The 11418-nt window shown below is 67.0% G+C and carries 11 protein-coding genes; 6 read left to right on the forward strand and 5 right to left on the reverse strand.

The features are described from left to right. The gene (locus ACFXKA_RS30025) at window positions 1–2454 is read right to left on the reverse strand and encodes a flippase-like domain-containing protein (protein WP_379429862.1); all 2454 of its coding nucleotides are present in this window, start codon (window positions 2452–2454) and stop codon (window positions 1–3) included. Between the two features lie 69 nt (window positions 2455–2523). Continuing rightward, window positions 2524–3387 carry an SDR family oxidoreductase gene (locus ACFXKA_RS30030; protein WP_379429863.1) on the reverse strand — a complete coding sequence of 288 codons (864 nt, stop codon included), beginning with the start codon at window positions 3385–3387 and terminating at the stop codon, window positions 2524–2526. 111 nt (window positions 3388–3498) lie between these two features. Here ACFXKA_RS30030 and ACFXKA_RS30035 point away from each other — a divergent pair, with 111 nt between their 5' ends. Further along, a complete protein-coding gene (locus tag ACFXKA_RS30035; protein WP_354845317.1) occupies window positions 3499–4155 on the forward strand; it encodes a TetR family transcriptional regulator in 657 nt (218 codons plus the stop codon). An 82-nt stretch (window positions 4156–4237) separates the two neighbouring features. On the opposite strand, the gene ACFXKA_RS30040 is transcribed toward ACFXKA_RS30035, so the two are convergent. After that, window positions 4238–5164: a cupin domain-containing protein gene (locus tag ACFXKA_RS30040; RefSeq protein ID WP_379429864.1), complete on the reverse strand. Its 927-nt coding sequence runs from the start codon at window positions 5162–5164 to the stop codon at window positions 4238–4240. 75 nt (window positions 5165–5239) lie between these two features. Here ACFXKA_RS30040 and ACFXKA_RS30045 point away from each other — a divergent pair, with 75 nt between their 5' ends. Further along, window positions 5240–6091, forward strand: a complete 852-nt coding sequence (locus tag ACFXKA_RS30045; protein WP_379429865.1) for an NAD(P)H-binding protein — start codon at window positions 5240–5242, stop codon at window positions 6089–6091. Beyond that, window positions 6088–6528, forward strand: coding sequence for a nuclear transport factor 2 family protein (locus ACFXKA_RS30050; protein ID WP_379429866.1), 441 nt, complete (start codon window positions 6088–6090; stop codon window positions 6526–6528). The genes ACFXKA_RS30045 and ACFXKA_RS30050 overlap by 4 nt, the downstream gene beginning before the upstream one ends. A gap of 10 nt (window positions 6529–6538) precedes the next feature. Here ACFXKA_RS30050 and ACFXKA_RS30055 read toward each other — a convergent pair whose 3' ends face one another. Beyond that, window positions 6539–7234, reverse strand: a complete 696-nt coding sequence (locus ACFXKA_RS30055) for an alpha/beta fold hydrolase (protein WP_379429867.1) — start codon at window positions 7232–7234, stop codon at window positions 6539–6541. A gap of 276 nt (window positions 7235–7510) precedes the next feature. Next, window positions 7511–8116: a TetR/AcrR family transcriptional regulator gene (locus tag ACFXKA_RS30060; RefSeq protein WP_354845304.1), complete on the reverse strand. Its 606-nt coding sequence runs from the start codon at window positions 8114–8116 to the stop codon at window positions 7511–7513. A 56-nt stretch (window positions 8117–8172) separates the two neighbouring features. Between ACFXKA_RS30060 and ACFXKA_RS30065 the strand changes: the two genes are divergently transcribed. From ACFXKA_RS30065 to ACFXKA_RS30075, 3 genes are all read left to right on the forward strand, one after another. Continuing rightward, window positions 8173–9411, forward strand: coding sequence for a cytochrome P450 (locus ACFXKA_RS30065; RefSeq protein WP_379429868.1), 1239 nt, complete (start codon window positions 8173–8175; stop codon window positions 9409–9411). Between the two features lie 64 nt (window positions 9412–9475). Then, window positions 9476–9823: a nuclear transport factor 2 family protein gene (locus tag ACFXKA_RS30070; RefSeq protein ID WP_379429869.1), complete on the forward strand. Its 348-nt coding sequence runs from the start codon at window positions 9476–9478 to the stop codon at window positions 9821–9823. 860 nt (window positions 9824–10683) lie between these two features. After that, window positions 10684–11415, forward strand: coding sequence for a hypothetical protein (locus ACFXKA_RS30075; RefSeq protein WP_379429870.1), 732 nt, complete (start codon window positions 10684–10686; stop codon window positions 11413–11415). Window positions 11416–11418: the final 3 nt, after the last annotated feature.

The raw sequence follows: 11418 nt of genomic DNA on the forward strand, positions 1-11418 counted from the left end.
TCACACGAATTCGCGGCGCTGCGCGATGCCGAGGGCGGCCCACCCCACTGGGACGTTGAGCCAGAAACTGAGCAAGCGGTAGACGAGCACGGCCGAGGTGGCCGCGCCGACGGCCGCCCCGAGCGCGGTGAGCCCCGCGATGAGCGCGGCCTCGAGCGCGCCGAGTCCGCCCGGTGTGGGCGCGGCGTTCGCCAGCAGGCGAGCGCCGATGTACACCGCGCCCACCTGTACGAACGGCAGACCGACGCCGAACGCGTGCAAACACAGCGCCAGACCGGCCATTTGCACGAGCGGCAGACCGAGGCCGCCCACCACACAGCGTGCGAGCTTGACCGGGTCGGCGGCGATCGCAGCGATCGCGTCGGCCGCAGAGCGCAGGAACCGCCAGACCTTCTCGCGCAGGAACCGCCGGCCCGGCCCGGTCATCGCCAAACCCACCCCGGCAATGACGAGGACGAACAGGACCGGCAGCAGCTCGCGGGCGGTGGGCAACTGCAGATGCACCTGGCCGCCGCGTCCGGTCCAGGCGAAGAAGACGACGGCCACGACCACCGAACCGAGCCCATTGAGCAGAGTCTGCAACCCGACCGAGGCGGTCGCCGCCCCGGCGTCGACCCCGGCCTTCTGCAGGAACCGCAGATTCAGCGCCATGCCCCCCACATTGCTCGGAGTTATCCGGTTGAGAAACGACGCAGCGAACTGGACGGTGTAGTTGGGCAGGAACGGCAGTCGCTCCGGAATCGTGCCGGATTGCAGCATTGTCGAGAAGAGTTGTGAGACAAAGGTCGTCGGCAGGGCGGCCAGGATCCACCACCAGTCGGCGGTGCGCAGGGCAGCGACGGCGGCCCCGGCGTTCGACAGCTGCGGCAGGATCAGATGCAGGACCAGAAATCCGCCCGCGAGACCCAGCGCCTGCTTCCACGTGAACCGGGCAAGCGGCGCCGGTTTCTGCTCCGGGGCATCCGTCGCGGATCGCACGTGCGCGGCCAGGTCGCGCAGCAGGCTCGGGCGTCCGCCCGGACGTAAGGTCCGGCGTCGCTCCGATGCACGTGCCGCGCGTGTTTCGGCTCGATCCCGGTCGGTGACCGCGCGTCGTGTCGCGCTCGTCAATGCCAGCGGCTGGAGATAGGGCGTGACGGTGGCCAGCCGCTGCGGACCGAGTCCGGTGAGCGCGGCGGCGACGGCACGCTCCGGTCCGACCTGAATCGCGGTGGCGGCCAGCAACTCCGCCACATCGGACCCGAGTTGTCGTGTCGTCGCCGCGAGCTGTCCTCGGGCGAAAGCGGTCAGTCGCGTGTGGCCATCCGGTGTCACCAGCACATGGTCGGGCCGCAGGGCGCGGTGGGCGATGCGATGCTCCTGCAAGCGTGCGACCGAGGTCCAGACATCGGTGAGCAGAGCATCGGAGGGGTTCCGCAGCATGGTCGTGGTGACGGGAGTGGTGGCCAGCAGCGCACCGCCTCCGGCGACCGGGTAGGCGATGGCGGGCTCGACCACCCGCGCGCCCGCGCGGTCGGCAGCCACCAGCATGAGCAGCTCGTGTTCGGTTGCGGCCAGGGGTGTTTGGGCGACATCGCCGGGTTCGCGCAGCAGGAACCACCGCGACCAGCGCCGGAACAGGTCTCGACGCTGGTCGTCACCCGCGAGTACCCGGATGGTGAACGCCGGGCCGGAGGTTTCGGCGAGATACAGCACCCCTTCACCTGGGATGCGTTCGGCGGCAGGGAGTTCGGTGAGGCAGGTGACAGGTATACCGCAATCGATGAGCGCCGCCGCGACAGCTCGAGCCGAGGGCCGGTCATCGGGTGCGCCGCCGATCAGCAGGATCGCGGATCCGGCGACCGCACCGATGGCCGGCGCAGCCACTGCCTCGAGCGGGACGATCGAGGCAGTGGCTGCGCTCAGGATCGCGCACCACATCGGCAGAGCCCATACCGCGCGCCGTCCGCGTGCCGGGAGCCAGGGTCCGGCGGCGACGGCGGCCGCCGCGCATCCGGCGAGGTAGATCATGGACGGCCAGCCCGCGGGAACGAGGCCGCCGCGGCCGGCCAGAACATCGGGCCACTGTCCTGGCCTGCTGCCCGCCAGCGCGAGATCGGTGAGCAGCCAGGCGATCAGCACGCCGAGCCCGGCCGCGGGGAGTATCCGCGCCAGCGCGTCCCAGCGCTGCCTGGTGCGGACCGCCCACAGCGCGGTCAGCGGTGCGGCAATGGCGACGACCTGCACGATTCCCACGAGCGCATCGCGCAGTCCCGGGGGCAGCGCGGTCACGGCCTGCAGCAGTCCCTGCTGCGAGGTCCGCGCGAAATAGCGTGTCGCGGTGGCCAATACGACCGTTACCGTCAACACAGCGACGGCTGCTGCCAGTCGAAGGGCATCGGCCGCGCGGCGGACGTCGCCCGGTGGCGGGGCGTCGATCACCGGTGGGACATCGGCGACGGTCCGGGTCGGCATGCAAACGCCCCTTTCACGGTGCTGCGGCCGGTTCTCATCCTTGCCGTCCCGGCCGAGATTCGCAGGGCTTCAGTTGTTCGGTGAGCTCGCTACCGGCTGCGGCATCATGGCCTGCCACAGGGGGGTCGGGTCGCCGTGGGTGGCCCGGCGGAATTCCTCCCAGTACCAGTCCTGGCCGAGCAGTTGCTTGAGGCGGGGGATGGCCTCGCCGTCAGGGCCACTGTAGTAGCGGACCTTGCGGGTGTTGCCGTCGGTGACCATGCGGAAGATCACGTCGGCGGTGAGGGCCGGGTCGGAGCGGACCAGGTTCAGCGACCCGAAACGCGTCATGGAGTCCAGATATTCGGCCGGGACGTCGGCGGCGCGGTCGACCTTGTCGAAGATGCGGGTGTCCATGTTGCCGGGCAGCAGCGCTTTGACGACGACCCCGAATTCGGCGAGTTCGGTGTGCAGGCCCTCGCTGAGCGAGACGACCGCGGCCTTGGACGCCTCGTACACGGAGGTGTACGGATACCCCTGGTCGGCGCTGATCGAGCCGACATTGACGATCACGCCGGAACCCTGCTTGCGCAGGATCGGGATGAACGCCTTGTTGAGCGCGATGAGCCCGAACACATTGGTCTGGAACTGCCGGCGCGCCTGGTCCATGGTCGTGGCCTCCAACGGACCGGCCTGGTAGTAGCCGGCGTTGTTGACCAGGGCGTCGATGCGGCCGAACTGCGCGAGCGCGAGTTCGCCGAAGGCGAGATCGGCGTCCTCGTCGTTCACGTCGAGCAGCAGGGTCGCGACATGGCCGATTCCCTTGTGCACGTCCAGATCTGATTCCTTGCGGACCGTCGCCACGACATTCCATCCGGCCGCGGCGAACCGCTCGACGCTGAGACGTCCGAAGCCGCTCGAGGTGCCGGTGATCACGATGGTGGGCTGGGACATTGCCACTCCTCACTGGTGGGTGCTGGCGGGACGAAGGGGCCTTCGAACCCACTGAAGTTAGTACAACACTGTTTCGTTAATAGCGCAACAGTGTTGCGCTATGCTGCTGTCATGAGTCCGACCCCACCCCTGCGTGCCCGCAGTGCCGAGGCCAAACAGCAACGTGAGCAGGCGATTCTCGATGCCGCGCGGACGCTCGCCGGTGAACGCAGCGTGCGTGAGGTCACGCTCACGGATATCGCCGCTGCCGTCGGCATGCACAAGTCCGCCATGCTGCGCTATTTCGAGACGCGGGAGCAGATCTTCCTGGCGCTCACCGCCGAGGGCTGGCGGGATTGGTCGGCCGAGGTGGGAACCCGGCTGGGCGAATCGGCCGATCCCGATCCCGGGGCGATCGCGTTCGCGCTGGCGAGTTCTCTCGTCGCGCGCCCGCTGTTCTGCGACCTGCTCGCGCAGGCCCCGATGAACCTGGAACGCAACGTCTCCCTCGAGACCGCCTACGCGTTCAAAACCGAGGTGCTCGCCGAAGTCGCCACTCTGACAGCCACTTTGCGTCAACTGCTGCCGATCACCGAAATTGCGGCGACCGATGTCGTCTCCACGGCCACCAGCATGGCCGGGGCGCTATGGCAGATGGCCGCGCCCGGTACCGGCCTGCGCGCACTCTACGAGTCCCGCCCCGAACTGGCCCACGCCGTGGTCGACGTCGAACCGAAACTCACCCGCATCCTCACCGCCCTGCTGATCGGGCTCGAGACGGCATCCTGACTGCTGGTCCTTCAATCGAGATTCGCACGGGCGCAGCGGAATTGAACATGTGAGGTGCCGGGTCCGGATCGCCGTCGTCTGCTCATGTTCCGTGGATCGGCTCGGGGGGTCCGGCGAGCTCGGTCCGACGCCACTGACCCGGCGGTTGCCCATGGTGGCGGCGGAAGGCGGCGGCGAAGGCGTTGGGTGAGGTGTAGCCGGTATGGTCGGCGATCTGGGCGAGGGTCAGCTCGCCGGTACGGAGATGGTCACGAGCGAGGGTCATTCGCCATTCGGTGAGGTACTGCAGGGGAGGTTGGCCGAGGGCTCGTTCGAAGTGCCGAGCGAATGCAGGACGTGAAAGTCGGCTCAGAGCTGCCAGTTCGGGCACCGTCCATGGATGACCGGGGTCGGAGTGGATGGCGTGCAGTGCTGGGCCCAGCCGGGAATCGCCGGCCGCCCGGTACCACGCGGGCGCTGTCGGGTTCTGTTCGAAACAGGCACGCATCGCCAGCACCAGCAGCACATCGAGAAGCCGGTCGAGGACGGTTTGCTGTCCGGGGGCCGGTCCGCTCAGCTCGCGCGACAGCATGGCGATGACATCGTGCAGGGGATCACCGGTGGCGGTGCGCAGGAGCAGGATCGGGGGCAGGGTGCGGATCAGGCCTTGGCCGACGTCGCCGGCGAATCGATATGCGCCACACAGGAATACCGTCGCGTTCCGGAGGTCGGCGTGCTGGTCGTCGGTGTGGAGTTCGCGGAAGCGTTCCGGTGGGATACAGGTTGCTCGCGCTTCGTGTGCGATGTGGTGGTCGGGGCCGCCGCGGACCAGTGCCAGGTCGCCGGGAGTCAGTTCGATCGCGCTCGTGTGATCGTCGAGCCACAGCCATGCGCGGCCCTGTACGACGGTGTGCGCGGTCAGCTGGATGGTGCCGGGCAGCCGCAGCCCCCACGGTGGCTGCGCGACCGAGCGGGCGAACACCCCACCCGACGCGCGGGCACACGCTAAATGGTCTTGCAGAACATCCACTTGATGAGAGTATCTCATCGTAATTGGAGAGTTTCGCACATTGATAAGCTCAATCGATGCCGCCAGGATGATCGTATGAAGAATCCGACTGCTATCACCCTCGTGCTCGGCGCCACCGGTAAGACCGGTTCGCGCGTGGCGAGCAAGCTGCGCGCGGCCGGGATCGGGGTGCGCACCGCGGCCCGAACCGGCGCCGACGTCCGCTTCGATTGGGACGACTCCCGCACCCATGCACCCGCGCTCGCGGGTGCCGAGCGGGTCTATCTCGTCGGTCCGGTTGGGCGTATCGACTTCGCCGGGCAGGTCTCGGCGTTCCTGGATCAGGCCGAGGTCGCCGGCGTCGGTCACATCACCTATCTCAGCGCCTACGGGGTCGACGCCGCGCCACCGGAAATGGCCACGCGCAGTGTGGAACTCGACCTGATCGGTCGCACGGGCCTCGGCCACACGATCCTGCGCCCGGCGTGGTTCATGCAGAACTTCAGCGAAACCTTCCTGGCTCCGGTCAACGGAGTCATCGCGGTCCCCACCGGCAATGGCGCGGAGGCGTTCATCGATGCGGACGACATCGCCGCGGTCGCGAGCGCGACCCTCGCCGATCCGGTCGCGCACGTGGGCGCGCAGTACACGCTCACCGGTCCGGAAGCGATCACCGTCGCGGACGCGGCCGCCATCATCAGCCGCGTCTCGGGTACCACGGTGACTCATCTCGACATCGACCGCGATGAATGGATCGCCGCCGCCATCGCGGGCGGAATTCCGGACGAGTACGCGTCGGTGCTGCGCATGCTGACCGAAACCATCGCATCCGGACATGGTTCACGGCCGACCGGTGATGTGGAGAAGGTAACCGGTTCGGCGCCAACGGACTTCACCGATTTCGCTCACCGCACGGCAGCAGCCTGGAGTAAGGAGACAGCCCGATGACCCGGATCGGCAATCTCGAGGATTTCCGTGCCCTGGACCCGTTCTTCCGAATCATCGAGCAAGGCGTCGACGGCCTCGTGGACGGCGACCATTTCTTCGACATGCTCGCCGAGGACGTCGTCATCGAATACGTGATCACGGTTCCCGGCTATCCACGCCGGGTGATCGGCCGGCAAGCCGTCGCCGACCTGTATCGCCCCTACGGCGAGACCTTCGTCCTCGACCACTGCCACGACGTGGCCGTCCACCACGACAAGGACACCGGCGTCGTCGTTCTCGAATACGCATCCCAGGGCCGCACCGTCGCCACCGGTGCCGCCTACGCCAACCGCTATATCTCGGTGCTGACCATCGCCGATCGCAAGATCGTGCACTGGCGCGACTACCTCGACCCGCTGGCGGTCTTCGACGCTATCGGATGGCCCACCGACACCTGAGGTCTCCCCTTTACGCCCCCTGGCAGGATTTCGCGGCGGTGCGGATGACGTCGATCACCAGGCCGGGCTGGGACAGCATGGGGACATGGCTGCTGGCCACCTCGTAGGTGCTGGCGTTCATGCGTTTCGCGCAGAAGCGCTCCAACTCGGGATGCACGGTGCGGTCGTTGCCGGCCACGATGTACCAGCTCGGCTTCGACTTCCATGCGGTGCCCGAGACCTGCTGGTCGAAGAGGTCCGCGGTGGGTACGCCCTGGGTCGCCAGCACGAGTTGCTGCTCCTGTTCGGAGAGATCGCCCGCGAAGTACTCGATACCGTCCGGTCGCAACCAGATTCGACCCTCGGCGATCTCGATGTGCGCGAACAGATCCGTCGTGGGGAACTTGGCCTGCAGACTCTGCGACGTCTCGTCCTCGTCCGGGGCGAGCGCGGCGATGTAGACGAGTCCCGCGACCCGGTCATCGGTCCCCGCGGCCGTGATGACGGTGCCACCGTACGAGTGACCGACGAGGATGGCCGGGCTGCTCACCCGGCCCAACGCCCGCTTGACGGCGGCGACGTCACCTTCCAAGGTATCGAGGCTGTTCTGCGTGGACACCACCTCGTGCCCCTCCGCCTGCAATGTGGGAATCACCTTGCTGAAGCAGGACCCGTCGGCCCACAAACCGTGAGCGAAGACAATGCTCGGTGTGGTCGGCGTCGACATGATGCGCACCCTTCCTCGGCACGGATCAGCCGGATCCGCACCGCACTAGGTTGGTTCTCCGTCTTCGAGCCGTGACGGCCGGATCGGCCCCCACAGCCATCATCGTCCTCCCACGACCCACACCGGGGCCGAGCTTTCGCGAGGTTCTGTCGAACCCACCCTTGCGCACACGCCATTCGAAGAGCCGGCGTCGGCCGCAGCCGGGTGCGTGCCGCGCGGCGGTGGGTGCGAGGCCGGGAACGCCGGAGGCACTGACCTCGGTCGAGCCGGTCGCGGTTATGGCCGGGTCTTCAGCCCGAGAGCGGGTACGAGTCGGCGGCGCAGGTAGCCGCGCAGGCGTTCGGAGTCGCTGGTGGCGGGGGTGTCGAATTGCAGGATCGAGATGAGGAATCTGATAGTCGTTTCGGCGATTTCGTCGAGATCCAGTTCCAGGTCGGGCTCGTATCGGCGGATGGGTTCGAGATAATGCCGGGCCAGGCGCAGTGACTCCGGTGTCATCAGCGTGGCGAGCCACTCGGCGTCGGCGGAGTCTGCCGAGGACAGGGCGGTCCGCTGGGTTTCACGCAGTAGCCGCGCGCCCGCGACGGTGGCCTCCACCACGAAATCCGCTGCCGTGGACGCATGGCTCGCCTCGTCGACGATGTGCTGGAACAACCCGGCCGAGACATGCGTCGCGGCGAGTTCGATCAACTCTTCGCGGCCGCTGAAGTGCGCGTAGACGGTCGGTCGTGAGACCCGCGCCTCGGCGGCGACCACGCTGATCGACGTACGCGCGCGCCCCAACCGGATCAGGCATCGGGCGGCGGCCTCGACGAGCCGCTGCCGCGCGCCCGCGCCGTCCATGGGTGGATCCCCACCCCAGGCCAACTTCGGAGCTGTCACAGTGGGTCATCCTAGGCGCTTTACAGATTTATCCAGAAGTGTATAGCTTGTAACCCATGGCTGAGTCGCTCTCGTCCGTGGATCTCACCGATCTGGACAACTTCGCCGCGGGCTTCCCGCACGGCCTGTTCGCCCTGCACCGCACCGAAGCTCCCGTGTACTGGCACGAGCCCACTGCGCACACTCCCGACGGTGAGGGGTTCTGGTCGGTGGCGACCTACGCCGAGACCAAGGAGGTTCTGACCAGTCCCGCGACCTACTCCTCCGAGACCGGCGGCGACCGGCCCTACGGCGGTACCGTGCTGCAGGACCTGCCGATGGCGGGTGTGGTGTTGAACATGATGGACGATCCGCGGCACTCCAGGATTCGGCGTCTGGTGTCGAAAGGCTTGACGCCCAGGACGGTTCGCAACCTGGAAGAGGATCTGCGGGCGCGTACCGGGCGCCTGCTGGACACCGTCGTCAGTGGCGGCGACCACGACTTCCTCACCGAGATCGCGGCCGAGCTTCCGATGCAGGCGATCTGCTTCCTGCTGGGCATCCCCGAGGCGGATCGTCACCGTCTGTTCGGGCTCATCGAGCATGTCTTCGACATTCCCGGCGGCCAGGACTACCTGACCACGAGCCCGGAACGGACGGCGGCTATAGGGGAACTCTACGAGTACGGCCTGGCGCAGATCGCCCAGCGCCGGGCAGATCCGGGCGCGGACATGCTGTCGCTGGTCGTCCACGCGGAGATGCCGGACGAGGACCCGCCGCGCCTGTCCGACGAGGAATTGCGATCGTTCTTCAATCTGCTGTTCTCCGGCGGCTCCGACACCACCCGCAACGCCATCGCGGCCGGACTTCTCGCGCTGATCGAAAACCCTTCGCAGCTGGCCGAATTGCGTGACAACCCGGAACTACTGCCGGTCGCTATCGAGGAGATCGTGCGCTGGACCGCGCCGTCTCCGTCCAAGCGCCGCACCGTCACCCGCCCCGCCGAACTGGCCGGGCACCGGCTGGAGCCGGGTCAGAAAGTGTTGGTCTGGGAGGCCTCGGCCAACCGTGACGAGCTTCGATTCGACCATGCCGACCGCTTCGATATCCATCGAGACCCCAACCCGCACTTGGGATTCGGACAAGGCATTCATTTCTGCCTCGGCGCGCATCTGGCCCGGTTGGAGATGCGGGTCGTATTCGAGGAGCTGTTCGCCCGCTTCGACGGCTTCGAACTCGCCGGACCGGTCGAGTGGACACGCAGCAGCCGCCACACCGGACTGCGTCACCTGCCGCTGCGCATGACCGCACGCTGACCGAATCCATTGCTGTCCTGCGGGACTCGTCAACCAGACCCTCGCGCAGAAGAAAGTTGTTTCCATGGGGAGAGCTCGACAACTCGCCGACCGCTATGTGGACAGGGTCGACGCCGGTGACCTCGATGGCATCGTCGCACTGTTCGCCGACAATGCCGAGCTGCTCAATCCGTTCGGGCATTTCGCCGGTTCCGAGCAGATTCGCGGCTTCTATGAGAAGACCATCCTCGCGGTCACTCCCAGGGTCACCGCCGCCGGGTGGATCGAGCAGGACAACCGAATCGCCTTCGAACTCCAAGCGCGAGTCGACGGCTACGACGCGGTCCAATACGCCATGGACCATCTCACCGTCGCGGCCGACGGCGACCACATCGCACGCATGGCCCTCTACTACCGCCAAGTTTCGCAGTGACCCCGAATGTTTCGAAATAGATTGCACAAGTGGGAGATTCCGCGTCCGATCGATGTGCCGCGGGACTCAGGGGGAGCTGGGGCGCGTGGCGGTCCAGTCGACCATGAGATTGCGTTCGGCGAACAGCCAGACGCCGTCCTGCTTGATCATGGTGTCGAGGTAGCGGATCGAGGCCGCCATGATGGTGCGGGACCCGTCCTCGTTCTCGGTCAGGTGACTATCGCAATGGCCACTACGGCATCACCGAAGAAGACCAGAGGGCAGCCACCATTTGTGCGATACCTCGGAAAAGCCCCCCGATTTCGCTCCACAACGCCAGCAGCAGAATGGATTCCAGCACGTCCCGGAAACAGCCCCATTTGGCAACTGTGAACTCGACCTGGACCAACCCCGCCCGTGGTGCATCGGTGAGCCATATGGCAGCGGTGGCGGGCAGTTCGCATACGTGGTCTCTGCGCGTCGAGCTTTCGTGGAACGTGTGTGGCACTTGCTCGTTTCGCGGCGCTGAAGAAAGCGGCGACTCCATGAGAATCCGGCGCCGCCAATTCTCATAGGAGTCGTCGGCATTGCGATTCGCTCACCGCCCTTGCCCGGGTCCAGGTCCGCGGTCAGGAGTGCAGCGCTGGCTCGAACTGAGTAATTCGATGACAAGTAGCTAACGGCTGGCGCGGCTAGCGGGATATCGGCCGGATGCATTCGGAAGCGGAGGGTGCTGTGCAACGTCTGGTACGGCCACGGATTTGCCAGGTGCGCATGGAATTCGGCATTTCTTCCGGATCCGGCCGTGCTTGCCGCTTAAGCTATCTACGCCGTACGACAAATGCTTGATGTAGAGAAGCTTTGAGTCCAGGAGGTGCGGAATGCCGGAAGCCGGCCGTTGGTGCCGCTCACGTCCACTATTGATTGCGAGTTTTTTGCCGGTTGCCGTCATCCTCGGAACCGGAGTCGCCGCGGCATCCCCGGATGGCACCGCGCCGCCACCTGCCCCGCTACCCACGACAGCGGACTGGCTATCACTCAGGCAATTCGCGCAGGGGCAGGATCCGTTCGCGCTGCCGACCGAACTCGCTCCGCTCGTCCAGTCGCCGGTCGGCGTCGCACCCGCGGTCGATATGAGCAGCGGCGATCCAGCCATCGGCCCGGCGAATCCGCTTGCCGCCGCGGGTTGGACCGGAATCGACAATGTGGACGCGGCGGACTTGATGCCGGCCGTGGATCAGCAACCGGTCCAGTCGTTCTGCGCGTACCTCCCGGTGGATCCCCAGAGATGCTCCGTCGCCGTCGTCGACGCGGGCGTCGGTGCGGCAATCGGTGCAGGCCTCGGCGCGGGAGTGTCCGCGCCCGTCGCGATAGGTGCGGGCCTGGTCGGGGCGGCCGCCGGGTTCGTCGTCGGTATCCCTTTCCTGCCAACCGGTTTGGTTGTCGGCCCGCTCCTCGGCGCGGCTGTCGGCGTGGCGGTCGTCGCCGGACCGGCCGCCCTGCTCGGTGGGGCGCTCGGGGCGTCGGTCGGGGCGATACTGGGCCTCGCTTCGCCCCTCTCGCCGCCGGGCGGCCCGACCGATGGATCCGGCGCGCCCGTCACGTCGCCCTGAAGG

Origin of the sequence: Nocardia sp. NPDC059228, assembly GCF_042754245.1 — a bacterium.
GTDB lineage: Bacteria > Actinomycetota > Actinomycetes > Mycobacteriales > Mycobacteriaceae > Nocardia.

Coding starts and splice junctions, on each gene's coding strand:
- ACFXKA_RS30025 (WP_379429862.1), bottom strand. CDS start 2,454: ATGCCGACCCGGACCGTCGCCGATGTCCCACCGGTGATCGACGCCCCG.
- ACFXKA_RS30030 (WP_379429863.1), bottom strand. CDS start 3,387: ATGTCCCAGCCCACCATCGTGATCACCGGCACCTCGAGCGGCTTCGGA.
- ACFXKA_RS30035 (WP_354845317.1), top strand. CDS start 3,499: ATGAGTCCGACCCCACCCCTGCGTGCCCGCAGTGCCGAGGCCAAACAG.
- ACFXKA_RS30045 (WP_379429865.1), top strand. CDS start 5,240: ATGAAGAATCCGACTGCTATCACCCTCGTGCTCGGCGCCACCGGTAAG.
- ACFXKA_RS30050 (WP_379429866.1), top strand. CDS start 6,088: ATGACCCGGATCGGCAATCTCGAGGATTTCCGTGCCCTGGACCCGTTC.
- ACFXKA_RS30055 (WP_379429867.1), bottom strand. CDS start 7,234: ATGTCGACGCCGACCACACCGAGCATTGTCTTCGCTCACGGTTTGTGG.
- ACFXKA_RS30065 (WP_379429868.1), top strand. CDS start 8,173: ATGGCTGAGTCGCTCTCGTCCGTGGATCTCACCGATCTGGACAACTTC.
- ACFXKA_RS30070 (WP_379429869.1), top strand. CDS start 9,476: ATGGGGAGAGCTCGACAACTCGCCGACCGCTATGTGGACAGGGTCGAC.
- ACFXKA_RS30075 (WP_379429870.1), top strand. CDS start 10,684: ATGCCGGAAGCCGGCCGTTGGTGCCGCTCACGTCCACTATTGATTGCG.